A 23,232-nucleotide genomic window follows, 5' to 3' on the forward strand; every position below is an offset into this window, starting at 1 on the left:
CTGTCGAGCGTCCTAACAGCACACCGGCGGCAATGTTCCAGCATCACGGGGCTGACGGCGATGTCTTGCTTCGCACGAAGGTCTCAAAGGGAACTTTGTTGAAGCACAGGGAACAAACCTTTTGCCGAAAAGTTCGGGGCGCCGAGGTCACTTGTCCGAGGAGTCGTCGTGAAACGCATATTGGTTACAGGAGGCTGCGGCTTCATAGGCCGCCACGTCACACAAGAACTCATCGCTCAGGATTATTCGGTTCGCATTCTCGACGCCTTGCTCGAGCAGGTGCATGCGGGCGAAGCGATCGCGCTTCCCGCCGGAGCCGAACTGATCAAGGGCGACGTCCGCGACCGCGAGGCCGTTACTGAGGCGCTGGAAGGCGTCGACGCTGTCATTCACCTGGCGTCGGAAGTGGGCGTCGGACAATCGATGTACGAGATCGCGCGCTATGTCAGCACTAACGACCTCGGCACGGCGACGCTGCTCGAGGCGTTGATCAAACACCCGGTCGAGCGGATCGTCGTCGCCTCCTCGATGAGCGTCTATGGCGAGGGTCTTTATGCCACGCCCGACGGCCGGCGCATCGACAATGCCCGGCGCAAGCCGAGCGACATCAAAAGCGGACAGTGGAATCCGCTGTCGCCGGAAGGGGAACCCCTTTCGCCGGTGCCGACAGACGAAGAAAAACCGGTCGATCTCGCCTCGATCTACGCGCTGACAAAATACGCCCAGGAGCGCGCCGTGCTGATCTTCGGCGACGCGTACGGCATCGATGCGGTCGCGCTGCGCCTGTTCAATGTTTTCGGTGCCGGCCAGGCACTATCAAATCCCTATACCGGCGTGCTGGCCAACTTCGCTTCACGTCTCGCCAATGGCCAACGGCCGATGATCTTCGAGGATGGCGAACAGAAGCGCGATTTCGTTCATGTGCAGGACGTCGCCCGCGCCTTTCGCCTTGCGCTGCAGCAACGTCAGGCAAAGGGCCACGTCATCAACATCGGCAGCGGCCGGGCCTATGCGATCAGCGAAGTCGCGCGATTGCTGGCAGAGGCCATGGGAACCCCGAACCGCTCGCCTGAGCTGCTCGGCAAGGCGCGCTCCGGCGATATACGCAACTGCTTCGCCGATATTTCCAAGGCACGTGAGCTGCTCGGCTTCGAACCGGGCCGCCGATTGGAGAACTCTCTCGGCGATTTCGTTTCCTGGGTGCGCAACACGGCGGCCATCGACCGCGGCGCCGAAATGAAGCGCGAGCTCGAAGAGCGTGGGTTGGTGTCATGAGCCCGGGCGCACGCAACCGTCGCGAAGCGCCGGTCGCCATCGTCGGCGGCAGCGGCTTCATAGGATCGAACCTGGCCGACAGCCTGTTGTCGGATGGCGAACCGGTGCTGGTGGTCGACAATTTCAGCCGTCCCGGCGTCGAACAGAACCTTGAATGGCTGGCCCAGAAACATGGCGACCGCCTTACCGTCGAGACCATCGATGTGCGGGACGCCAATGCCCTGGCGCCGGTTCTGATGAGGTCCAAGGCGATCTTCCATCTGGCCGCGCAAACGGCCGTCACCACGAGCCTGGTCCGGCCGGACGAGGATTTCGACATCAACCTTCGGGGAACGTTCAACGTGCTGGAAGCGGCGCGACTGAGCGGCGAGCGCATCCCGGTGGTTTTCGCCAGCACCAATAAGGTCTATGGCAGCCTTCCCGATGTCGCGGTTCGCAAGGACGGCGACCGCTACACACCTTGCGACAGCGCCATCCAGGCCCGCGGCATCGATGAGGCCCGCGGCCTGGATTTCTGCACACCTTATGGCTGCTCCAAGGGTGCGGCGGACCAGTATGTGCTCGACTATGCCAAATCCTACGGCATGCCGACGGCGGTGCTGCGGATGAGTTGCATCTACGGACCGCGCCAGTTTGGAACCGAGGACCAGGGCTGGGTGGCGCACTTCCTGCTCAGCGCCCTGACGGGACGGCAAATCACCATCTACGGCGACGGCAGGCAGGTGCGCGACATCCTGCACGTCTCGGATGCGGTCGCCGCCTACAGGGCCGTGCTGGACCAGATCGAGACCGCCACGGGCCAGGCATTCAATCTTGGCGGCGGACCAGAAAATGCGCTCAGTCTGCGTATGCTGTTGAGCGAGATCGGCGGCCTGACCGGCCGTGAGCTTTCGATCCGCCACGATGGGGAACGGACCGGCGACCAGCCCTTCTTCGTCGCCGATACCCGCAAGATCGAGGCCGCGCTTGGCTGGAAGGCGCAGGTCGCGTGGCGCGAGGGCATTCGCGATCTTGCCGACTGGCTGCAGCGCCACCGGCTCGAGCCTCGCCCTGAAGCCGTGAGGTACGTCGCATGAGAATAGCCCTGGTCAATCCCTTCTGGACGTATGACGACAGCATCTATTTCGGCTGCCGCCAACCCCATTTGCCGCTGGAACTCGGCTATTCGAAAGCCATGCTCGAAGCGGCGGGCCATGAGGTGCTGCTGCTGGACGGGCAGTTACAGAAGCTCGACAATTCCGGGCTCTGCGAACGCGTGACTGAGTTCGCGCCGGCGATGACGGTCGTCAGCACCGCGCCGACTTATCTGTTCTGGCGCTGCGCACCGCCGGAGCTGCGCGTGCCGGCCGATTTCCTCAATCGTCTGGCCGGGCGTGGCGGACGCACCGTCGCGGTCGGGCCGCATGGCTCGGCGACGCCGGCGCCGACGCTGCGCAAGCTTGGCGTCGACATTGTCGTGCGCGGCGAATGCGAGGAAATCGTCGCGGAACTTGCCCTGCGCGACGATTGGAGCGCGGTGCACTCGACCGCTTATCTGCGGGACGCCAGTCTGGTTTCGAACGGCGGCGTTCATGTCAGTTCCTTTGTCGATCATCCCCCGCTTGAATGGCCATCCGACTGGATCGCCGCCCATTCGCATCACCATCATAGGTTCGATGACCAACAGCATGGGTTCGGCGCCGAGGTCGAGGCGTCACGCGGCTGCCCCTACAATTGCAGCTTCTGCGCCAAGATCGATTTCCGCGATGCCTATCGCCGCCGGAACCACGAAACGGTGGTGACCGAAATCGATCGGCTGATTGCCCAAGGCGTCGGCTATATCTACTTCATCGACGAAATTTTTCTGCCGCAAAAAGCGTTGCTGGAGGCGTTGGTCGAGCGCGATGTGAAATTCGGCGTACAGACCCGCATCGATCTATGGAAACCCGAGCTGCTGGAATTGCTGGGCGCGGCAGGCTGCGTCTCCATCGAAGCCGGCCTCGAAAGCCTGACGGTGGAAGGGCGGGCGATGCTCGCGAAGCGCTGCCGGCTGGGCACCGAGGAACTGGCAGCGCTGCTGGTCAAGGCCAGACGCCACGTTCCCTTCGTCCAGGCCAATCTGATCGGCGTTGTCGAGGACGATCCTGCCCTTGTCGATTACTGGCGAGCCCATCTGATCGACAAGGGCGTGTGGGCCAATGAACCCGTACCGCTTTATCCTTATCCGAGTTCGCCCAGCTATCGCGAGCTTTGGGGCGAACCCGACGATCTCGCCTGGGAGCGCGCCCATGACCATTACCTCGCCTCGTTCCAGAAGTTCAGCGACATCCAGGAAAAGCGCCCGCGTCCGCTGGCGGAGCTGGAGGCGGCATGTTGCGGACACTAAGGCCGCGCAAGCGCCGCATCCTGATGACCGTCGACGCCATGGGCGGGGTGTGGCGCTATGCGCTTGATCTCGGCCGGGAACTGGTCAACGGCGGCGACAGCATCGTGTTCGCCGGGCTAGGACCGCAACCATCCGGGCAACAGGCCGAAGAGGCGCGGTCCTTCGCGACGCTGATCTGGCTGAACACGCCGCTGGATTGGATGACCCACGACGCCGGCGATCTCGACGGTTTGCCAGGGGAATTGCATGCGCTGATGCGTGACCACGCCATCGACGTCGTCCATCTCAACGCGCCGACGCAGGCAGTGGAATTGGATGCGCCCTGCCCTGTCATAGCGGTCTCGCATTCATGCGTAACGACATGGTTCCACTCCGTCAGGGGGCAGGCGTTGGACAGCGCATGGACCTGGCAGAAAGAGCGCAACAAGCGCGGCTTCGACAGGGCCGACGCCGTCATCGCGCCGAGCCGCAGCCATGCCGAGCTGCTCGAGACCTGCTATGGCCCGCTCGCACGCCTGCACATCGTCGGAAATGGCGCCCGTCCGGTCCCGAACGTCGAAACCCGCCAGCCGCTGGTCTTCGCCGCCGCCCGTTGGTGGGACGAGGGAAAGAACGTGATGGTGGTCGACCAGGCCGCCTCGTTGACGCAATGGCCCATCTTTACAGCCGGTTCGATTCACGGCCCGAACGGCGAGCGTGCCACCGTCAACCACGCCGTTTCTCTCGGGGCGCTGCCGTATGACGAGGTGCGCTCCTTGATGGCCCGCGCCGGCATTTTTGTATCGCCGTCGCTCTACGAACCGTTCGGTCTGGCGGCGCTGGAAGCGGCTATGTCGGCAACACCCCTGGTGCTCTCGGACATCTCGACCTATCGCGAGATATGGGACGGGGCCGCGATGTTCTTCGACGCGCGCGTCCCGCACGATCTCGCTGCCTGCGTCAATCGTCTTTCCAGCGATGCCGGGCATAGGCGAGAGCTCGGCCAGGCCGCCCTTCGCCGAAGCCGCAGGTACACGCTGGGGAGGCAGGCCGCGGCCATGCGCGATGTCTACGAAAAGGCGGCGCTAGCCGTGGCGGAGCGCTGATCATGCGCTTCTTGTTCTACACCCACTCGCTCGTCTCCGACTGGAACCACGGCAATGCCCATTTCCTTCGCGGCGTCATGCGCGAACTGGTGGCCCGCCGGCATCAAGCCATCGCTCTGGAGCCCGCGGACGGCTGGAGCCGGTCAAACCTGCTGGCCGAGAAGGGATCCTTCGCGATCGAACGCTTCCGCAAGGATTTCCCCGAATTGATGCCCGTGACCTATGATGCCGGGTTCGACCACGAAGCCTGGATCGCCGAGGCCGACGTGGTGATCGTCCACGAATGGACCGACCCGGAGCTTGTCGCTCGAATCGGCCGTGCCCGGACCGATGGCGGCAACTTCATCCTTCTGTTTCACGACACCCATCACCGGGCCGTGTCGGCCACCGAGGCTATCTCGGCGCTCCATCTGGAGCATTATGATGGCGTTCTCGCCTTTGGCGAAGCGTTGCGCGAGAGCTATCTGCGCGCCGGCTGGGGCAAGCGTGTCTTCACCTGGCATGAAGCGGCGGACGATCGCCTGTTCAAGCCGCACCCGGAAATCCACGCTAAGTCCAATCTGGTCTGGATCGGAAACTGGGGCGACGACGAGCGGACCGCCGAACTCAGGGAGTTCCTGATCGAACCGGTGCGCGATCTCGGCCTTGAGGCCACTGTTCACGGTGTCCGCTATCCCAAGCCGGCACTTGCCGATCTGGCCGTCGCCGGTCTGCGCTACGAAGGGTGGATCGCCAATGCCGACGTGCCGAAGGCCTTTGCCACGCATCGTGTCACGGTGCACATCCCGCGGCGCCCCTATCGTGAAAAATTGCCTGGAATTCCGACGATCCGCATGTTCGAGGCACTCGCCTGCGGCATCCCGCTGATTTCAGCACCATGGTCGGATGTCGAGCGGCTTTTCAGGCCCGGCGTCGACTTCCTGTTTGCCGAGAATGGCTCGCAGATGCGGCAACACCTACAGGCGGTGCTGGCCGATGCCGATTTCGCGGCCTCCCTGGTGGCCTCGGGCCTTGAGACCATCCGCTCGCGCCACACCTGTCGTCACCGCGTCGACGAGTTGTTCGACGTGCTCTGGCAATGCACCAACCTGCACACCGTCGACCCGACCGCCGCAAAGGAAGCCGCCGAATGAAGATCGCATTCTATGGATCGAGCCTTTTGTCGTCCTACTGGAACGGTGCCGCGACCTATTACCGTGGATTGCTGAAGTCGCTTTCGCAACTGGGCTATGAAATCACCTTCTATGAGCCTGACGTCTATGACCGGCAGAAAAACCGCGACATCGAGGCGCCGGACTGGTGCTCCGTCGTCGTCTATGAGGCGACCCGGCATGCGCTGATGCAGGCGGCGGCGCGGGCCGCCGAGGCCGATATCGTCGTCAAGGCGAGTGGTGTCGGCTTCGAGGATGAGGCGCTGCTGCGCGCCGTGCTCGATCACGCCCGCAGCGATGCGCTCACCGTATTCTGGGACGTCGACGCGCCGGCCACGCTCGCCCGGTTGCGCGACGAGCCGGACCACCCGCTCCATCGTGCGCTGCAAGAAATAGACCTTGTGTTGACCTATGGCGGCGGCGACCCCGTCGTCTGGGCCTATCGTGCCATGGGCGCGAACGAATGCGTGCCCATCTACAATGCGCTTGATCCCGAAACGCACCACCCGGTCGCCGGCAATGCGCGTTTTGCCTGCGATCTGGCGTTCCTCGGAAACAGGCTGCCGGATCGTGAAGCCCGTGTCGGATCGTTCTTCCTCGATCCTGCGAGCCAACTGCCGGAACAACGTTTTCTGCTTGGCGGATCGGGCTGGGGCGACAAGCCGCTCCCCGCCAATGTCGGCTGGCTCGGCCATGTCGGCACCCGCGATCACAACGCCTTCAATGTCACGCCAAAGGCCGTCTTGAACATCAGCCGCGACAGCATGGCCGCGAACGGTTTTTCACCGGCCACGCGTGTCTTCGAGGCGGCCGGCGCCGGCGCCTGCCTGATCACCGATGCCTGGTTGGGCGTCGAGCTGTTCCTGAAACCCGGCGAGGAGATCCTTGTGGCGCGCGACGGCGACGATGTCGCCGAAATCATGCAGGCGCTTACCCCCCGTCGGGCAAAGGCAATCGGCCAAGCCGCGCTTCGCCGTGTTCTCGCCGACCATACCTACGCACTGCGCGCGGCCGTGACCGATGCAGTCTTCAAACGCCATTTGACGCAGGGGACCGTGGAGGCGGCCGAATGACCAAGCAGTTGAACATCGTCTTTCTCGGCCTGTCGCTATCCTCGTCCTGGGGAAACGGCCACGCCACCACTTTTCGAGGTCTGCTGAAAGGTCTTCACGAACTCGGCCATCGCGTGACTTTCCTGGAGCGCGATGTGCCGTGGTACGCCAATCACCGCGATTTGCGCGATCCGGACTTCTGCGCCTTGCGCTACTACGAAACCGTACCGGAACTTCAGCGCGACCATGCACGGTGCCTGGAACAGGCCGATATCGTGGTCATCGGCTCCTTCGTGCCGGAAGGGCGGGCGGTTATCGACATCGTCGCTTCACTTTGCAAAGGACAACTCTGCTTTTACGACATCGACACGCCGGTGACCCTGGCAAAGCTGTCGGCGGATGATTGCGACTATCTGAGCTGGCGCCAGATCCCCTACTTCGACATCTATTTCTCTTTCGCCGGCGGCCCGGTGCTTAACGATCTGGCGCAGACCTTCGGCGCACGCCGCGCCGAGCCGCTCTACTGTTCGGTCGATCCGGAACGGCATCACCGCACCGCCGACCCGGTCCGCTGGGATCTCGGCTATCTCGGCACCTATAGCGGGGACCGGCAAGCCACGCTCAACGCGCTCCTGCTCGAACCTGCACGGCGCATGCCGGACCGCCGTTTCGTCGTCGCCGGCTCGCAATATCCCTCCGACATCGATTGGCCCGACAATGTCGAGCGCATCGAACATCTGCCGCCGGCCGGGCACGCCGCGTTCTACAGCCGCCAACGCTACACGCTGAACGTCACCCGCCGTTCAATGATTGCAGCGGGATGGTCGCCCAGCGTGCGCCTTTTCGAAGCAGCCGCTTGCGGCACGCCGATCATCAGCGACCGCTGGCCAGGCCTCGACAGTTTCTTTCCCGCATCGACGATCCACACGGCCAAGAAGCCGGACGATGTCGTCGTCATTCTTTCCCGGGAATCGGCTCGTACACGTCTCGCCATGGCCGACCGGGCACGCGAACTCGTCCTTGCGTCCCACACCGGTGTGGCCAGGGCTCGCGAATTCATCACGGCGCTTACGCAAAAGGAGGCGGAGGTCCTCGACCTTGACATCGGAAGTGCAGCATGACTGGCAGACAGGAGAAAATCGCGATGCGACGAACAAAAAAGGCGCAAAGGGCAAAGACGGTGCTTGTCGCCGGTGGCGCGGGCTTCCTCGGTTCGCATCTTTCCGAAGCATTGTTACGCGATGGCTGGCGCGTGATCTGCGCCGATAACTTTCTCACCGGTCGCATGGAGAACATCAACGCGATCATGGACAAGCCGGGGTTCCGGTTGATCGAGCAGGATATCTGCCGTCCATTGGAGCTTGGTGAGCCGGTGGATCGCATCTTCAACCTGGCATGCGCCGCCTCGCCGCCGCGTTACCAGGCCGATCCGATCCACACCACGCGAACCTGTGTCATCGGAACGTTGAATCTGCTCGAACTCGCCGCCCGCAACGATGCCCGATTGCTGCAGGCCTCCACGAGTGAAGTGTATGGCGATCCGGAGCAACATCCGCAGAGGGAAGATTACGTCGGCCATGTGAACTGCATCGGCCCACGCGCCTGCTACGACGAGGGCAAGCGCACCGCCGAAACACTTTGCTTCGACTATCTGAGAGTCGCCAAGGCCGACGTTCGTGTCGCACGTATCTTCAACACCTACGGGCCGAGAATGGATCCGGCGGACGGCCGCATCGTCTCGAACCTGATCATGCAGGCGCTCGAGAAGCGGCCGCTGACGATCTTCGGCGACGGCTTGCAGACACGATCTTTCTGCTACGTCTCCGATCTGATCGACGGGTTGATGCGTCTGATGGACTTCGATCCCAATCCGGGCAAGCCGATCAATCTGGGCAATCCCGGAGAGTTCACCATCATGCGGCTGGCGGCATTGGTGAAGGCGATGACCGGCACCAAGTCGGAGATGACGTTTCTGCCGCTGCCGCAGGACGATCCTCGACGCAGGCAGCCCGACATCTCGCGCGCGAAAGCGCTGCTCGGCTGGATGCCAAGAGTGCCTCTCAATGAGGGGCTCGCCCGGACTATCGGCTATTTCGCGAGCCTCGAAGGCGTTCCGATCGGCAACCAAATAGCAGGTCGCACCACGAGGGCGAGGTCCACATCAGGTGGGCTGCAGAACCTCCCTGTCTGATGCTGGATCGCAGCCACCCCTTCGCGGTCGATTCCGGCGGAACATCCGCTCAAGCTTGTGGTTTGGCGAGAGGACCAGGTATGGAGGACATCCTCATGCGACCCAAGCGATCCGCACCGGATATCGACAAGATGGCGGAACAGGAGACGGCCGCCTATTTGCGGCGAGCCTCGATCACCTATCTGGAGTGCTGCGTCAGCCTGATGATGACCCACCTGCAGCGGGAAGAAGTGGCCAGTATTCTCGAGCAGGAAGCCGACATGCTGCGAAGCCTGGATTGAGGGGAACTGTCACGCCCTGGCCTTGTCCAGGAACCGTGTCAGTCCTGCCTCATATCGGTTGGCTGTCCCTGCCAGCCTTGCTCGTTCCCGTCCGTCCTCGGATTGAGCGGCCATGCTCCACAGCCCCAGCTGAAACGCCAGGTAGCAAGGTTGGAAATACTCGACGAGCCCGACATCAATGCGGTCACCCATGCCGCCGATCAACGACGCCGCCTCGCCTTCGGACAAACCATGTTCGACGCAAGCGCCGGCAATGTCCCATTCTATCGGCTGGCAGCCGATCAGATCGTGTCCCCGGCAATGGTCGACGGCATCCGTCTTGACCAGCGTGCCGTCTGCACCGATCAGGAACTCCCAGGGGTGAAGCCTGCCGTCGATTTCGACGCGTTCCAGTACCTGCGGGAGAGTCTGTTTCGAGAACCAGTTCCATAGTTTCGCCGCCTGGTTTTTGCCCGAAGCCTCGGAAGCGTTGTGAACGGCCATCTCCGCGAGGGCGGGCAATGAAGCACCCGGTTCGCGGGCTCGCAGATTGATCGCTCGCCAGGCCAGATAGCGCGTGAACTCCGCGACAAGTCTTTGTCTGGGCAGCGGCAGTTGATCCATCGTGGTGCCGTCGGCCCACCGTTCAACCAGGAAGCCGTGGCAGAGTCCGACGACTTGCGATCCGAATCCGGCCTGATGCAACATCGTCGCGGCCCGCATCTTGCGCTGCCCGGTTTCGCCGAGGCCAACAAACTTGACGAGCCAGCAATCTGGACCCGCGGACGCCAGGAACTTTCGCCGTTCGGTGCCGCGAGTGCTCGGTGGCCAGCGCTTTTCGTCGGCATAGTGAAGGGTTCGCCACGCGCCGCCGGATATTTCGGTCAAACGCAATTCCGGACTGCCGACCGCCTCGGCTACCCAATCGCGCAGCGTTGGAATCTGCGAGCTTTCGGGAAAGGTGCGTTCAAACGTCATCGCCACATGTTTGCGGCAGCGCATCCATGTCTCCCGGACGTCCTGCGACGCTTCTGCGCCCGGATCGCCCGAATGGCTGGGGAACAGGTGAATGCGGCTCCTATCGATACCCAGGTCCCGCAGCCACGTGACGACGGCGTGGATAGAACTTCCCGACAGGCCGGGACCTTCGTCGACGACAGCGAACCGAGCCGACGGCTCGTTCCTCCAGGCAGCGACCAACCGCGGATCGGCATTGACCCGCCGATCGAAAGGATGGCCGATCGGACGCAGACTGATCGGCGGCGGCGCACCGATGGCGGCGGCCACCATGGCCGCAAGCCCCAAGCCGATACTGCGGATGCCGATCACACATGTGTTCGCGTCGAGACCTGATTCCTGCGCCGCGCCCAGATAGCTCTCGGGATAAAGCGCATAATGCGCGTAACCCTCGGCCGAACCGGTCAAAACCTCTGCCTTGCAATCGAGCGCCGCCAGCAATTGGAGAAGTCGCGGATCGATGCCACCGCCTAAGGCGAAACCGCTTCGCCACGACTTCGCCACCTCTGCCGCAAGCCCGACCAGCAACTCGGCGCCTTGCCGTTGCGAAGGCGAATTGGTGTCGACGCCCAGGACCTTGAAGTCGACATCGGCGAGCCCCTGAACCAGCTGTGACGCGCTGATGAATAGCCCGACCAATGCGGCATGGCGCCGGATGCCGCGAGACATCCGATCGAGGCTTTGGGCCAGTTCGATCGCTGCCTCCTGAAGTTGTCGTGCGTTCTCGGTCCGCTTGTGGTCGCCGTAGACGATCATCGATCGATTTCCAGTGCTTGCCATGCGGGCAACGCGGCGGGTGCAGCTTCGATCCATGCCGTCCCGCGCAATTATTCGAGCGACCAAGGAACATTCCGGCACGGTGGTGGTTCGGCGCAAGGAACTTACCTTTGAACAGCATAGGGCGGCAGTTTCGTGGGATCGAAAAAGGTTCGTGTTGGCATCGTTGGAGTCGGCAATTGCGCATCCTCCCTGGTGCAGGGCCTCTCCTATTATCGTCATGCAAAAAGCAACGAACCGATCCCGGGGCTGATGCATGCCGATCTCGGTGGCTATCATGTCGACGACATCGAAATTGTCTGCGCATTCGATGTCGCCAAAAGCAAGGTTGGCCGCGATGTCGCGGATGCGATCTACGCTGCCCCGAACAACACGTTCCGCTTTGCCGACGCGCCGGCGACCGGTGTTCGCGTCGAGCGCGGACCGACGCTCGACGGCATCGGCAAATATCTGCGCGACGAGATCGAAGAGGCGCCCGAACCGGTTGCCAATGTCAGCGATATCCTGCGCGACAGCGGAGCCGACGTGCTGGTCTCCTACTTGCCGGTGGGTTCGGAAGAGGCGACACGCTTCTATGCTGAATGCGCGCTCGAGGCCGGCTGCGCCTTCGTCAATTGCATTCCGGTTTTCATCGCGTCGCGTCCGGAATGGCGCCGGCGCTTCGAGCAACGCGGGCTGCCGCTGGTCGGCGACGACATCAAGAGCCAGGTCGGCGCGACCATCGTGCACCGGCTGCTGGCCAACCTCTTTCGCGAGCGCGGCGTGCGCATCGATCGCACCTATCAGCTGAATTTCGGCGGCAACACCGATTTTCTCAACATGCTGGAACGTGAGCGGCTGGAATCGAAGAAGATCTCCAAGACACAATCGGTGACCAGCCAGCTCGATGTTCCCCTGGAGCCGGGCAACATCCATGTCGGACCGAGCGACCATGTGCCTTGGCTCACCGACCGCAAATGGGCCTACATTCGTGTCGAAGGCACCACCTTCGGCGGCGTGCCGCTGAATGCCGAGCTCAAGCTGGAGGTGTGGGATTCGCCCAATTCAGCCGGCGTGGTGATCGATGCGGTGCGCTGCGCCAAGCTGGCGCTCGACCGCGGCATCGCCGGGGCGCTGACGGGTCCTTGCAGCTATTTCATGAAGTCGCCTCCCGAACAGTTCACCGACGCCGAAGCTCGGCAGCGCACGCTCGCTTTCATCGCCGGCAAGGATGAGCCTTTGCTGGATGCCGCGGAATGACCACCACGTTCTTCCTGATCCGCCACGCGGCGCACGACAATGTCGGCTCCTATCTTGCCGGGCGCATGGCCGGCGTTTGCCTCGGCGAGGCCGGCAAGGCTCAGGCCGAGCAGCTTGGCCGCCGCATGGCCCAAGAGACGATTGCAGCCATCCTGTGCAGCCCGCGCGAGCGCACGCAGGAGACGGCGCTGCCAATCGCTTTCGCTTGCGGCGTCGGCGAAATCGCGATCTGCGCCGAACTCGACGAGATCGACTTCGGCGACTGGTCGGGAAAGACTTTCGACGAATTGAACGGCGATGCCGGTTGGCGCGCCTGGAACGACCAGCGCCAGGAGGCCAGGACCCCGAGCGGCGAGACCATGCTGGATGTCCAGCAGCGCATGGTCTCGCTGATGAACGGCGTCCGCGAATTGCATCAGAACCAGTGCGTCGCCCTGGTCAGCCACGCCGACGTGATCAAGGCCGCCGTCTGCAATGTGCTTGGCTTGCCGGTCGGCGACTGCTTCCGCTTCGACATCGATCCCGCCTCGATCACGACCATCGTGTCGGGCGACTGGGGCTCCAAGCTCCTGCGAATGAATGAAGCGGCCTGACGAGGAAATTCCGGATGCGGATGGTCATTTTCGGTCTCACCGTCACGTCTTCATGGGGAAACGGCCACGCCACGCTGTGGCGCGGGCTGATCCGCGCTCTCGCCCGGTTGGGCTGGTCCATCACCTTTTTCGAACGCGACACTCCCTATTATGCCGGGGCCCGCGATCTGGATCAGCTCGACGGCGGCAACGTCGTCATCTATCCGGACTGGGAGGACATCCGCCGCGTTGCGGAGCGGGCGATGAAGCAAGCGGATGTCGTTGTCGTCACCTCCTACTGCCCCGACGCCGTTGAGGCTTCGCGCCTGGCCCAGCAGGCAAGTCGCGGGCTGCGTGTCTTCTACGATCTCGATACTCCGGTCACGCTTGCCCGCGTCGAGCACGGTGAGCGTCCGCCCTATTTCGGACCAGAGGGCCTTGCCGATTACCACCTCGTCCTGAGCTACACCGGCGGCTCGGCGCTCGAGGCGCTCAAGACGGTTCTGGGTGCGCGCCAGGTGATGCCGCTCTACGGGCATGTCGATCCGGACCGGCATCGGCCGGCCGAGAAGCGGGCCGAATTCGCCGGCGATCTGTCCTATCTCGGGACCTACGCGGCAGATCGCCAGGCCGGCGTCGAAGAGCTGCTGGTCCGCCCGGCCATGCGCCTGCCCGATCAGCGCTTCATCATTGGCGGCGCACAGTATCCGCAGGAATTCCCGTGGAGCGACAACATCTTCTTCGTCAGGCATCTGCCGCCCGCCGACCATCCGGCGTTTTTCTCATCGTCGCGGCTGACGCTGAACGTCACCCGGGAAGCCATGGCACAAAAGGGCTGGTGCCCGTCGGGACGGCTCTTCGAAGCGGCCGCGTGTGGGGCTGCCATCATCACCGACGCATGGCCAGGCCTCGCGGACTTCTTCGAACCCGGCCGCGAAGTCCTGTTGGCGCATGACACGGATGACGTGGTCGCCGCGCTGCAATTGCCGGAGCACCAACTCGATGGCATCCGAAGGCGTGCCCGCGAGCGGGTCCTGAGCGAGCACACGTCTGCCAGGCGTGCGGCGGAACTGGATAGAATGCTGGCCGACGCCTTGCAAAATCCGGTCGGCGAACCGATCGAGGAAGCAGTCTGATGTTGGGCATTGTGCCCGCTGCCGGACGCGGCAGCCGCATTCAACCGCTCGGTTTCTCGAAGGAGCTGCTGCCGGTTGGCAGCCGGATCGACGGCCAGACCGAACGTCCCTGCGCCGTAAGCGAGTATCTGGTGCGGCGCATGGTCCAGGCCGGCGTCGACAAGATCTGCTTCATCATCGGATCGGGCAAATCCGACATTCTCGAATACTATGCAGCCGGCTACGGCGACGCGGCGGCGCTCTTTGTGGTGCAGCCCAACCCTATCGGTCTCTGCGATGCGATTTTCCGGGCAGCGCCCCTCGTGGCGCCCGACGAGGTCGTCCTGGTCGGCCTTCCAGATACGATCTGGTTTCCCGAGGACGGATTCTGTCATTTGCCCGACGATCAGCTTTCATTTCTGCTCTTCCCCGTTGACAGCCCGGAATTCTTCGATGCCGTCTGTACCGGGGACGACGAGCGCGTGATCGAAATCCAGGTCAAGCGACAGGATGCCTCCACGAACTGGGTTTGGGGCGCGTTCAAGATGCCCGGCCAGATCCTGCATCGGCTTGCGGCACTCTGGCGCGAGCGGGATGGTCGTGACGAATATATCGGTACATTGATCAACGCCTACCTTGCGGCCGGGGGTGTAGCCTACGGGATCAAAGCCGGCTCCGCTTATGTCGATGTCGGCACTTTCAACGGCTATCGCACAGCCCTGCGGTTGCTTGAAAACGGCGTCCCGTCAGCTCATCAACAGTCCGCAACGATCATGCCCGGCACGCATTCGCATGTACCCGTCGTTCCGGGCGAAGGAGCCTGAACATGTTGCATTCCCATGCCGAAATCCGCCGGCGCATCGACGCGCTCGGCCCGTGGTTCCACAACATGGAACTGGCCGGCGTCGAAACCGCGCCCGACCACTTTCTCGGCAATTACCCACTGATCAAATGGCGCAAATTCGCCGACGCCATACCCGCCGATCTGGCTGGCAAGACCGTGCTGGATATTGGCTGCAACGCCGGCTTCTACTCGATCGAGATGAAACGGCGAGGCGCCGCCCATGTCCTCGGCATCGATTTCGACGAGGCCTATCTGGCGCAGGCCCGCTTTGCCGCCGAGATCGCGGACTGCGAGATCGAATTCCAGAAACTGTCGGTCTACGACGTCGGTGCCCTGCGCGAGACATTCGACGTCGTGCTGTTCATGGGAGTGCTTTACCATCTGCGCCACCCCTTGCTCGCCCTCGACCTGATCCGTGAGCACGTCGCCGGCGATCTGATGATCTTCCAGTCGATGCAACGAGGCAGTAAGGAGCTGCCCGAGCTGGAAGAGAACTATCATTTCTGGACGCATGATTTGTTCGACCGGCCGGAATTTCCCAAGCTGCATTTCATCGAACACCGCTATGCCGACGATCCGACCAACTGGTGGATACCGAACCGGGCCTGCACCGAAGCGATGCTGCGCAGCGCCGGTTTCGAGATCGTTCTACATCCCGAGCAGGAGGTCTATTTCTGCCGCGCTGCCGGCGCGCCGGCCGGCGGCGGCGCGATTTACCCGTCGAAAGGAAAGCTCCATGATTGAAGCCGCGATGATCTGGAACGAGCCCAACAACAAATCGCATTGGGACCCAGAGCTCGACCCCGATTGGAGCCGCTTTGCCAGGATGGCGGTCCTGTCGGCGGACGCGATCGCGTCCGAGAACCCGGCTCTGACAAAAGTGCTTGGCGGCATCTCGCCGATAGACCCCGGCTTTATCACGCGCATGAAGGAATACGGCGTGCTGGACCATGTCGATGCCGTCGCGGTACACGGCTTTCCTCTCGACTGGAACCTGTGGCAAATCCAGGAATGGCCGCAGAAGATCGGCGAGATCGCGACCGTCACCGATCTTCCCATCTGGGTCAGCGAGGTCGGCGTATCGACCTTCGGGGCCGAGGAAATACAGGTTTGGGGACTGAAGCGCACCGCCGAATTGCTGCTCGGCAACGCACCGCGCATCCAGTGGTACAGCCTCTACGACCTTCCGCGTGAATGGGAAGCAACGACGCGGCACCGCGAAGCGGAGGGATCCTCCTACTATCGTCATTTCCACATGGGCCTGCTGCGCCAGGACGGCACGCCGAAGCCGGCGCTGGAGGAATTCCTGCGCTACACACCCGCAATGGGGCTGGTGCAGTGGTTTCACTTCGAGGACCCGCGACTGGACGACGCCGTCGCCTGGATGAAGCGGCTCGGCGTCACCAACATGCGCACGGGGCTTTCCTGGGCCGACAGCTTCAGGCCGAATGCGTTGGACTGGTTCGATCGACAGATGGAGGCACTTGCCGATTTCGACGTCACGGTCACCTTCTGCTTCACGCCTGAGCATCGCGGAATGATGCCTCACCACACCAGTCCCCCGCTGGTGCCCGAGGAATTCGCCGAGTTCTGCGCAACGATGGTCCGCCGCTACGCGCCCGTCATGACATCCGCCTCGCGCCCGACGCAGCGGGCCTCGGCTGCGTGAGGCTCTCATGCGACCGGTCCGCGATCATTGGATGCATTGACCGAAGTGGAAGCTCACGGGTCCACCAATTCACTGCCTCTGACACCGTGGCTCGGCCGGCCATGACGCTCACCGTCCTCAATGTCGCCTATCCCCTTGCGCCTGTCGGACCTGATGCGGTCGGGGGTGCCGAGCAGGTCCTGTCGATGCTCGATCGGGCACTGGTTCGCACGGGTCACCGGTCGATCGTCGTCGGCTGCCGGGGCTCCAGCGCGAGCGGCACGCTTGTGGAGACACCGGCGGAAAGTGGCGTGCTCGACGAGGCGGCCAAGAGCCGCGCGCAGCAGGCTCATCGCACCGCGATCGCCGCTGCCCGCGCCAGTTGGCCGATCAATGTGGTTCATCTGCATGGCATCGATTTCGATGCCTATCTGCCAGACGATGGCCCGACCTTGGTGACGCTTCACCTGCCGCTGGACTGGTATCCGGCCGAGGCACTGCGCCCGACGCGCGACGACCTGTGGCTTCATGCGGTCTCGGCCGCCCAGCAGAAAACCGCGCCATCAGGCGCCAGACTGGCGGCGCCGATTCCGAACGGCGTCGACATAGAGGCGCTCAGCCTGCCGCAAGCGAAGCGCGAGTTCGCATTGGTTCTCAGCCGGATCTGCCCGGAAAAGGGCATCCACCTGGCGTTGGACGCAGCCAAGCAAGCAGGTGTGCCGCTGGTTGTCGGCGGCAAGGTCTATCCCTATGAAACGCACGCGCGCTACTTTCGCGACGAGGTCCAACCTCGCCTCGATGGCCGCCGCCGCTTCCTTGGTCCGCTCGGTTTCACCGCCAAGCGGCGCTTTCTTAACGCAGCGCGCTGTCTGGTCATTCCGAGCCTTGCCGCCGAGACCAGCTCACTTGTCGCCATGGAGGCGCTGGCCTGCGGCACACCGGTTGTCGCCTTTCCGAATGGTGCGCTTCCCGATGTCATCGAGCACGGCAGGACAGGCTTTCTCGTCAATACGATCGACGAGATGGCGCAAGCCATCATTGCGGCGTCCAGCCTGGACGCCGAGACATGCCGGGCCGAGGCGCGGCGGCGGTTTTCGCTGGAACGAATGATCTCGTCTTATATGGACGCCTATCAAGCGCTGGCACGACTCGGCACCGATGCCGGGCGCCTCGCCGCCACACCGTGAGCAAGCCTGTGTTGCGCAGCGAGATCATCGATGATCCGGCGCGGTTCGATACCCTTGCGCCGCATTGGTGGAGATTGTGGGAGCAGAGTTCCTCGGCGACGCCGTTTCAATCTCCCGCTTGGCTGGTGCCATGGTGGCGCACATTCGCGCCCGGCGACCTGGCGACGGTCGCGGTCTGGCGCGGAGGCGATCTGATTGGGCTGGCGCCGCTCTATCTCGAGCACGGAACCGCTGGGTCGAAACTTCTTCCGGTCGGCATCTCGCTCAGCGACTATCTGGACATCCTGTGTGTCCCCGGCACCGAGGCTCAGGTCGTCGCGATCATTGCCGAAAAGATCCTCTCGGTCGGCTGGTCGCAATGGATTCTGTCGGATTTGCCGGAAGGCGGTGCCGGTCTTGCGGTTACACACCCCGATCTGAAGGCGGGGCGGCCAGCCGCACATGGCGCTTGCCCCGTGCTCGCCATCGCCGGCGACGAAACCCTTGCGGGCTGCGTGCCCTCCCGACGCAGGCGGCAGTTGCGACGGGCGCGCCAGGCGGCGTCCAGACGCGGCCGGACCGCGTTGTCGTCGGCACGAGGCGATGCCCAAAGTTTCCTCGACCAGTTGATCCGCCTGCACCACGCGCGCTGGGCCGGACACGGAGGTGGCGTGTTGGCCGATGTCGCCGTGGAGCAATTCCACAGGCGCGCAGTACCCTTGCTCGACGCTCGCGGCCTGGTCCGATGCTGGCTGTTGGCAATCGATGGCAAGACCGTCGGCGCCTATTACGGCTTCCACCATCGCGGTCGCGCCTATGCCTATCTCGGCGGCTTCGACCCTGCCTATGCCGAGGAGAGTCCAGGTGCGATCCTGATCGGCCACGCGATCGCGGAGTCGATCCGCGAGGGTGCCCGCGAGTTCGATTTCCTGCGTGGTCAGGAGGCCTACAAATACGGCTGGGGCGCCATCGACAGGTGGACGATGCGCAGGATCTGGACGCGGAGCTGATAGCATGAGTGCAGCCGGGTCAAAATCCGCCCAGCGCCGGATGGCGATTAGATCGGTCATAGAAGGCTGCATGGCCGATGGTGTTTGCGCCGAAGCCGTCGTCGCCAGGCTGGCGCTTCACCTGGGGATGGAGATCAGGGTGGCGGAATTGGCGGAGATCGTGCTGGAGATCGTTCCCTCGAATTCGCAAGAAACGGAACGGCTGCAAGAGGTAGCCGGGCTGCTTCGCCGCAAACCCGGCGCCTTTGCCACCTTGCGAGCGACGGGAGCGGCCGTTCGGCACGCACGCGACGACGGCGAGACCGATGCCGCTGTCGTCAGGCGGCTGGCGTTGAGCTTCGATGCGGCGGCAGCGATTTCGCAAACAGCGAGTGTCCAGCTCGCATCGCTCGGTGATGAGGAAAGGCTGTCGGCCACGACCGAGGAAGTCGCTGCATGGCTCAAGGAGCAGGACTTCACCGGAACCGGCCGGGACATTCTGGACATTGGTTGCGGCATCGGCCGTTTCGAGCGTGCGCTTGCCAAATCATTCAACCGGATGGTCGGCATCGATATATCCTCGCGGATGATCTCCGTTGCCTCCGACCGATGCGCCGCGTTGGGCAATGTCGAGTTGCGGCAAACCTGCGGTCTTGATCTGACCGAATTCGACGACAGCAGTTTCGATTGCGTGCTGGCGGTCGACAGCTTTCCTTATCTGGTTCTGGCCGGCATGGCCGAGCGGCATTTCGATGAGATCGCACGCATTCTGAAACGACCGGGCTGGCTGGCCCTGCTGAACTATTCCTATCGCGGATCGCTTTTTTTGGACCGCGCCGATATCGGCCGCCTGGCGGAAGCTCACCAATTGCGGGTCGTCATCAATGGCGAGAAGCCGTTTCGGTCATGGGATGGCGACGCCTTCCTGCTTGCTCGTGACGGCGGAACATTACCCCGCGCCGCCAGTTCGGACGTCGAACAAGAGGCGCTGAAGAGCGTCACCGATCCGAAGGAGGAAATCATGGCATCCGGCGACAAAAAACATTTCGGCCGCGGCACCCAGGGCAAGGGTACCGGCGCCGGCGCGATGACCGACCTGCCCAAGGACAAGGTCGGAGGAAACGCGGTTCTGTCCAATCGCGACAAGAAACAACACAGCGAGGAGCGCGGACTGGATGGCAATCGCATCAAGTCCGATCAATATCAGGACCATGCCGCGAACCAGTTGCCGAAGGATTGAACGGCGTCACACCGCATTCTTGGCCCGTGGCGATGTAAGATTAAGGAAATAAACCTGTGCAAGGGCCGCCGGTAATCATGCCGGCGGTGGACATCGCCTTGTAATCTCGAGCATTTGTCACCACACTAAGGTCAAGGGACTGCTATTATCAAGAGAATTTGGATGTCTCGTTCGAGGGATGATACGGTGGACCCACAATTCGGTCTGGCTATGGACCAGGAGATCACTTCTCTCCTCGACGCCATAGAGCAGGAAAAAATTCCAGACCGGCTGACCAGGCTGGCGATGGAGTTGCAAAACGCGCTGATCGAGAAGCGTCGACGTGACGTGAAGAACTGACTATCTGCGGCTGTCACCCTCGATACCGAGTTGACCATCCGATAGATGATTTCGTCTCTCCATCAATGTCTGCAGTGAACTCTCCCCAAGCAACTCGAGAATATTGGCGCGGGCACGATTCAGCCGACTTTTGACCGTCCCTACCGCGCAGCCGCATATCTCGGCCGTTTCCTCATAGCTTACTCCCAGAACGCCGATCAGCATCAGAACCTCGCGTTGGTGTTCGGGTAGCCTTTGAATGGCGCCGTGAACTTCCTTGCTCTGAACGCTCCATTCCTGGGTCGCTTCCGAAATCGGCCTTGAAGATGCACAGTCGAGCAGGCCTGGCGCTTCCCGGGCAGCAATCTTGATCCGGGTATAGTAAGTGTTGCGCATGATGGTGAAGAGCCACGATTTCATGCGTGTGCCGGGTTCGAACTTGTCGATGTTGGCGAGCCCCTTGGTCAGCGTCTCCTGCACCAGATCGTCGGCATCGTCGGGGACGCGACAGAAGGTGCGCGCGAAAGCCCGGAGGGCGGGTATGAGGTCAACGATGGAAACTTCATTGGTTTCCTGATCGGCCGAAATGTAGCCTCCGGATGACAATGGTCCAGCTCCCAGAAGAAAGAGTGTACGAATGCAGCCCCCTGCTAAATGCATGGAAGTTTGGTTCGTTCCTCGCGCCGAGGACAACTCTTCAGAAATTCGGCAGGCCGCAACGATGACGCCTGCTTCAGTGATGGATCGGCGGCGCACCCGTTCTTTTGGGAACAAAGCCGCACACCGGCAGTTAAAAGCCCTGCGGGCCTGGTTTGCAGCCACGCCTTTGGCTCACATTGCGGCCTTATGATTGGCCGGTCTCTTTGGCCGCCTCTTCTCGCTGCTTTTTCAGCACCTCGTCGGTCCCGACCAGCTTCTTTGCTCCGCCTGGAATGGCTGTGGACACGACCGCTGGCGGGTCGCTCGCGGGAAAAGAATCCTCCAACCCGGCCTGCAGTTGATCCTCGAGCGTCTGCGGTTCTTCGGAGCGGCCGGGCGTCCTGCGGGTTTCTGTCTTTTCCAGCGACTGTTTCTTCTTTGGCGAATCGTTCGCTTCCCGGATCACGGCATAAAGCTGCTCGATCGCGAATTCCTTGATCGTTTCGAAATCGGCCCGGTCGTCCTTCGTCGCTTCGATCTGGGCGACCATGGCCTTCTCGAACCGCTCAAGGCTTTCACCTCCACAGGCGTGGGAAAGCCGCAGCAATGCTTCGTGCAGCATCATCGGAGTGAAATGAGCTGAAGCCTCAAGCCTGAGTTGCCGCAGACGATCCGGAGTGGCGGCCTGGAAGTTTGACATGGCGGTGTCCTCTCTCTCACAAGCGTGTCAACGACAATTGATCGCCGATGTTCCGCCACGCCTGAAGATACTTCACGTCCCGCGAATCACAGGAACCAGCTTGCCGCCAGACCCGCCGACGCCGAAAAAATCGCCAGGGTCGTCGCGCCACCCAGGATGTTCGTGCTTTTGCTGTTGACCTTGTCACCCATGATCTTGCGATTGTTCGTCATGATGAGAATGAGAAGCAGGAGCGGAGGCGTGGAAAACCCTTGCACGATGCCCGACCAGACCATGGCTTTCATCGGATTGAAGCCGAGGAAATTGAGACCCACCGCCACCAATGTAATTGTCCCGATCGCCATGTAGAATTTAGGGGCCTGCCGGGGTTTGGCATTCAACCCATTCTTCCATCCCATCGCTTGGGCGAAATCGAAGGCAGCGCCAGCCGTCATGACCGGCACAGCCAGAAAGCCGACGCCAATTACGCCTGCGGCAAAAAGAATTCCCGCCGCATCGCCGGCAAGCGGCCGCAGCGCTTCGGCGGCCTGCGCCGCGGTGTCGATCTGAGTCTGGCCGGCCTTGTAGAGCGTCGACCCTGTCGAAAGAATGATGAAATACATGATCAGATTGGAGAACGTCATGCCGATCAGGATATCGCGGCGGGATCGGCGGAGTTCGCCCTCGGTGGCGCCCTTTCGCTCTTCAAGGGTCGTTCTGCCCTTGGCAATCTCCTCCTCCACCTCCTGGTTCGACTGCCATGTGTAAAGGTATGCGGAGAGGGTCGTTCCGACGATGGCGACCAGGATGGACAGGTATTCGCGGCTGAACTCGATCCTTGGCAGCAGCGTGCCGCGCAGGACCGAAGCCGCATCCGGTTTGGCAAGCAGGGCGGAGACCACATAGGCAAGCAGCGCCAGCGCCAGCCATCGGAACACATCGCGGATCAAGGTGTAGGATCCAAATACCTGCAGGGCAAAAATGACGATCGCGACGACAATGACGATCAGTGGACCAGGCAGCGGAACGAACAACATAACGGCCGCCGACATGGCGCCAAGGTCGGCGGCCGCCTCGATCGTATTGCCAATCAGCACGCCCGTCAGAACAGACCATAGCAGCCAACGCGGATAGAAATCGGATATGACCTTGAATAGCCCACGACCCGAAACCTGACCAAGTTTGGATGAAAGATAGACGACGAGATACATCATCGGCAGAGTAACCGGTGCCGTCCACAGCAGGTCGGGCCCAAATCGGGCTCCGGCACTGGCGTAGGTACCGATCGCCGAACAATCGTCGTCAGCCGCGCCGGTAATCAGTCCAAGCCCGAGGGCCCGGACAACGCCGCCTTCCTTTCGCTCGCTTTTCCTCTGGCCGGCACTATCCAGTGGCTCGCTCATTGGAAGCGCATCTTTACCGAGGGCATGCAAAACGTCATGACAAACATTCCAACCAGGTGCCGACAAAGCGGGATTGAAGCTGCGCCAAGACGCGGCTCGAACCACTGGTAAGGCTTTTTGTTCCTGGAGACCGTCGGGGTCCCGACAGCCGCCCCGGCCGCCGCTTTCCGACATGTCACGATTTCTTGTGATGAAGGAACCAACCTG

23 protein-coding genes and 1 pseudogene are annotated in these 23,232 nt (G+C 62.4%); 20 read left to right on the top strand and 4 right to left on the bottom strand.

What is annotated here, in order from left to right; translation table 11 throughout:
• Positions 1–168 precede the first annotated feature (168 nt).
• The 9 genes from FJ434_RS06505 to FJ434_RS06545 all read left to right on the top strand — a co-directional run bounded on the left by FJ434_RS06505 (position 169) and on the right by FJ434_RS06545 (position 9,400).
• Positions 169–1,275: an SDR family NAD(P)-dependent oxidoreductase gene (locus FJ434_RS06505; protein ID WP_140745543.1), complete on the top strand. Its 1,107-nt coding sequence runs from the start codon at positions 169–171 to the stop codon at positions 1,273–1,275.
• A complete protein-coding gene (locus FJ434_RS06510) occupies positions 1,272–2,351 on the top strand; it encodes a GDP-mannose 4,6-dehydratase (protein WP_140745541.1) in 1,080 nt (359 codons plus the stop codon). Before FJ434_RS06505 ends, FJ434_RS06510 begins: the two co-directional genes overlap by 4 nt.
• Positions 2,348–3,640, top strand: a complete 1,293-nt coding sequence (locus FJ434_RS06515; RefSeq protein ID WP_140504018.1) for a TIGR04295 family B12-binding domain-containing radical SAM protein — start codon at positions 2,348–2,350, stop codon at positions 3,638–3,640. Before FJ434_RS06510 ends, FJ434_RS06515 begins: the two co-directional genes overlap by 4 nt.
• Positions 3,625–4,725 carry a glycosyltransferase family 4 protein gene (locus tag FJ434_RS06520; RefSeq protein WP_140745539.1) on the top strand — a complete coding sequence of 367 codons (1,101 nt, stop codon included), beginning with the start codon at positions 3,625–3,627 and terminating at the stop codon, positions 4,723–4,725. The genes FJ434_RS06515 and FJ434_RS06520 overlap by 16 nt, the downstream gene beginning before the upstream one ends.
• A gap of 2 nt (positions 4,726–4,727) precedes the next feature.
• A complete protein-coding gene (locus FJ434_RS06525; RefSeq protein WP_140745536.1) occupies positions 4,728–5,858 on the top strand; it encodes a glycosyltransferase in 1,131 nt (376 codons plus the stop codon).
• Positions 5,855–6,949, top strand: a complete 1,095-nt coding sequence (locus FJ434_RS06530; RefSeq protein WP_140745533.1) for a glycosyltransferase — start codon at positions 5,855–5,857, stop codon at positions 6,947–6,949. The genes FJ434_RS06525 and FJ434_RS06530 overlap by 4 nt, the downstream gene beginning before the upstream one ends.
• Positions 6,946–8,049, top strand: a complete 1,104-nt coding sequence (locus FJ434_RS06535) for a glycosyltransferase (protein WP_140504025.1) — start codon at positions 6,946–6,948, stop codon at positions 8,047–8,049. The genes FJ434_RS06530 and FJ434_RS06535 overlap by 4 nt, the downstream gene beginning before the upstream one ends.
• Positions 8,050–8,072: 23 nt before the next feature.
• Entirely contained in the window at positions 8,073–9,119 is a 1,047-nt protein-coding gene (locus tag FJ434_RS06540; RefSeq protein ID WP_140745529.1) for a UDP-glucuronic acid decarboxylase family protein, read from the top strand.
• Between the two features lie 95 nt (positions 9,120–9,214).
• Entirely contained in the window at positions 9,215–9,400 is a 186-nt protein-coding gene (locus FJ434_RS06545) for a hypothetical protein (RefSeq protein ID WP_084636728.1), read from the top strand.
• 9 nt (positions 9,401–9,409) lie between these two features.
• On the opposite strand, the gene FJ434_RS06550 is transcribed toward FJ434_RS06545, so the two are convergent.
• Complete coding sequence (locus FJ434_RS06550; protein WP_140745527.1) at positions 9,410–11,152, bottom strand: hypothetical protein; 1,743 nt, start codon at positions 11,150–11,152, stop codon at positions 9,410–9,412.
• 156 nt (positions 11,153–11,308) lie between these two features.
• Here FJ434_RS06550 and FJ434_RS06555 point away from each other — a divergent pair, with 156 nt between their 5' ends.
• The 11 genes and pseudogenes from FJ434_RS06555 to FJ434_RS29685 all read left to right on the top strand — a co-directional run bounded on the left by FJ434_RS06555 (position 11,309) and on the right by FJ434_RS29685 (position 20,325).
• A complete protein-coding gene (locus tag FJ434_RS06555; RefSeq protein WP_140504030.1) occupies positions 11,309–12,412 on the top strand; it encodes an inositol-3-phosphate synthase in 1,104 nt (367 codons plus the stop codon).
• Positions 12,409–13,005 (top strand): histidine phosphatase family protein, encoded by a 597-nt coding sequence (locus FJ434_RS06560; protein WP_027144333.1) that lies wholly within the window; start codon positions 12,409–12,411, stop codon positions 13,003–13,005. Before FJ434_RS06555 ends, FJ434_RS06560 begins: the two co-directional genes overlap by 4 nt.
• A 14-nt stretch (positions 13,006–13,019) precedes the next feature.
• Positions 13,020–14,120 carry a glycosyltransferase gene (locus FJ434_RS06565; protein WP_140745524.1) on the top strand — a complete coding sequence of 367 codons (1,101 nt, stop codon included), beginning with the start codon at positions 13,020–13,022 and terminating at the stop codon, positions 14,118–14,120.
• Positions 14,120–14,923: a sugar phosphate nucleotidyltransferase gene (locus tag FJ434_RS06570; RefSeq protein WP_140504033.1), complete on the top strand. Its 804-nt coding sequence runs from the start codon at positions 14,120–14,122 to the stop codon at positions 14,921–14,923. The genes FJ434_RS06565 and FJ434_RS06570 overlap by 1 nt, the downstream gene beginning before the upstream one ends.
• Positions 14,924–14,925: 2 nt before the next feature.
• Positions 14,926–15,687 (top strand): TIGR04290 family methyltransferase, encoded by a 762-nt coding sequence (locus FJ434_RS06575; protein WP_027144330.1) that lies wholly within the window; start codon positions 14,926–14,928, stop codon positions 15,685–15,687.
• The gene (locus FJ434_RS06580; protein WP_140745522.1) at positions 15,680–16,612 is read left to right on the top strand and encodes a beta-xylosidase; all 933 of its coding nucleotides are present in this window, start codon (positions 15,680–15,682) and stop codon (positions 16,610–16,612) included. The genes FJ434_RS06575 and FJ434_RS06580 overlap by 8 nt, the downstream gene beginning before the upstream one ends.
• Positions 16,613–16,713: 101 nt before the next feature.
• Entirely contained in the window at positions 16,714–17,778 is a 1,065-nt protein-coding gene (locus FJ434_RS06585; protein WP_140745520.1) for a glycosyltransferase family 4 protein, read from the top strand.
• Positions 17,775–18,767 carry a GNAT family N-acetyltransferase gene (locus tag FJ434_RS06590; RefSeq protein ID WP_140712620.1) on the top strand — a complete coding sequence of 331 codons (993 nt, stop codon included), beginning with the start codon at positions 17,775–17,777 and terminating at the stop codon, positions 18,765–18,767. The genes FJ434_RS06585 and FJ434_RS06590 overlap by 4 nt, the downstream gene beginning before the upstream one ends.
• 127 nt (positions 18,768–18,894) lie before the next feature.
• A pseudogene (locus FJ434_RS30090) lies at positions 18,895–19,545 on the top strand (methyltransferase domain-containing protein); the annotation flags it as partial.
• A 222-nt stretch (positions 19,546–19,767) separates the two neighbouring features.
• Positions 19,768–19,986 (top strand): hypothetical protein, encoded by a 219-nt coding sequence (locus tag FJ434_RS29680; protein WP_181165832.1) that lies wholly within the window; start codon positions 19,768–19,770, stop codon positions 19,984–19,986.
• Between the two features lie 186 nt (positions 19,987–20,172).
• Entirely contained in the window at positions 20,173–20,325 is a 153-nt protein-coding gene (locus tag FJ434_RS29685) for a hypothetical protein (protein WP_181165834.1), read from the top strand.
• Here the strand turns inward: FJ434_RS29685 and FJ434_RS06600 are convergent, their stop codons facing one another.
• The 3 genes from FJ434_RS06600 to FJ434_RS06610 form a co-directional block, all read right to left on the bottom strand.
• The gene (locus FJ434_RS06600) at positions 20,326–20,910 is read right to left on the bottom strand and encodes a sigma-70 family RNA polymerase sigma factor (RefSeq protein WP_181165831.1); all 585 of its coding nucleotides are present in this window, start codon (positions 20,908–20,910) and stop codon (positions 20,326–20,328) included.
• 238 nt (positions 20,911–21,148) lie between these two features.
• Positions 21,149–21,643 (bottom strand): hypothetical protein, encoded by a 495-nt coding sequence (locus FJ434_RS06605; RefSeq protein ID WP_140504042.1) that lies wholly within the window; start codon positions 21,641–21,643, stop codon positions 21,149–21,151.
• 86 nt (positions 21,644–21,729) lie between these two features.
• Positions 21,730–23,199, bottom strand: a complete 1,470-nt coding sequence (locus tag FJ434_RS06610; RefSeq protein ID WP_348640958.1) for an Nramp family divalent metal transporter — start codon at positions 23,197–23,199, stop codon at positions 21,730–21,732.
• Positions 23,200–23,232 lie beyond the last annotated feature (33 nt).

Source organism: Mesorhizobium sp. B2-5-13 (assembly GCF_006440535.1).
Taxonomy (GTDB): domain Bacteria; phylum Pseudomonadota; class Alphaproteobacteria; order Rhizobiales; family Rhizobiaceae; genus Mesorhizobium; species Mesorhizobium salmacidum.

Excerpts from the sequence above, each read along its gene's own strand:
- FJ434_RS06510 (WP_140745541.1), top strand. The coding sequence starts at position 1,272 with ATGAGCCCGGGCGCACGCAACCGTCGCGAAGCGCCGGTCGCCATCGTC.
- FJ434_RS06515 (WP_140504018.1), top strand. The coding sequence starts at position 2,348 with ATGAGAATAGCCCTGGTCAATCCCTTCTGGACGTATGACGACAGCATC.
- FJ434_RS06520 (WP_140745539.1), top strand. The coding sequence starts at position 3,625 with ATGTTGCGGACACTAAGGCCGCGCAAGCGCCGCATCCTGATGACCGTC.
- FJ434_RS06525 (WP_140745536.1), top strand. The coding sequence starts at position 4,728 with ATGCGCTTCTTGTTCTACACCCACTCGCTCGTCTCCGACTGGAACCAC.
- FJ434_RS06530 (WP_140745533.1), top strand. The coding sequence starts at position 5,855 with ATGAAGATCGCATTCTATGGATCGAGCCTTTTGTCGTCCTACTGGAAC.
- FJ434_RS06535 (WP_140504025.1), top strand. The coding sequence starts at position 6,946 with ATGACCAAGCAGTTGAACATCGTCTTTCTCGGCCTGTCGCTATCCTCG.
- FJ434_RS06540 (WP_140745529.1), top strand. The coding sequence starts at position 8,073 with ATGCGACGAACAAAAAAGGCGCAAAGGGCAAAGACGGTGCTTGTCGCC.
- FJ434_RS06545 (WP_084636728.1), top strand. The coding sequence starts at position 9,215 with ATGCGACCCAAGCGATCCGCACCGGATATCGACAAGATGGCGGAACAG.
- FJ434_RS06550 (WP_140745527.1), bottom strand. The coding sequence starts at position 11,152 with ATGATCGTCTACGGCGACCACAAGCGGACCGAGAACGCACGACAACTT.
- FJ434_RS06560 (WP_027144333.1), top strand. The coding sequence starts at position 12,409 with ATGACCACCACGTTCTTCCTGATCCGCCACGCGGCGCACGACAATGTC.
- FJ434_RS06565 (WP_140745524.1), top strand. The coding sequence starts at position 13,020 with ATGCGGATGGTCATTTTCGGTCTCACCGTCACGTCTTCATGGGGAAAC.
- FJ434_RS06570 (WP_140504033.1), top strand. The coding sequence starts at position 14,120 with ATGTTGGGCATTGTGCCCGCTGCCGGACGCGGCAGCCGCATTCAACCG.
- FJ434_RS06575 (WP_027144330.1), top strand. The coding sequence starts at position 14,926 with ATGTTGCATTCCCATGCCGAAATCCGCCGGCGCATCGACGCGCTCGGC.
- FJ434_RS06580 (WP_140745522.1), top strand. The coding sequence starts at position 15,680 with ATGATTGAAGCCGCGATGATCTGGAACGAGCCCAACAACAAATCGCAT.
- FJ434_RS06585 (WP_140745520.1), top strand. The coding sequence starts at position 16,714 with ATGACGCTCACCGTCCTCAATGTCGCCTATCCCCTTGCGCCTGTCGGA.
- FJ434_RS29680 (WP_181165832.1), top strand. The coding sequence starts at position 19,768 with ATGGCATCCGGCGACAAAAAACATTTCGGCCGCGGCACCCAGGGCAAG.
- FJ434_RS06605 (WP_140504042.1), bottom strand. The coding sequence starts at position 21,643 with ATGTCAAACTTCCAGGCCGCCACTCCGGATCGTCTGCGGCAACTCAGG.
- FJ434_RS06610 (WP_348640958.1), bottom strand. The coding sequence starts at position 23,199 with ATGTCGGAAAGCGGCGGCCGGGGCGGCTGTCGGGACCCCGACGGTCTC.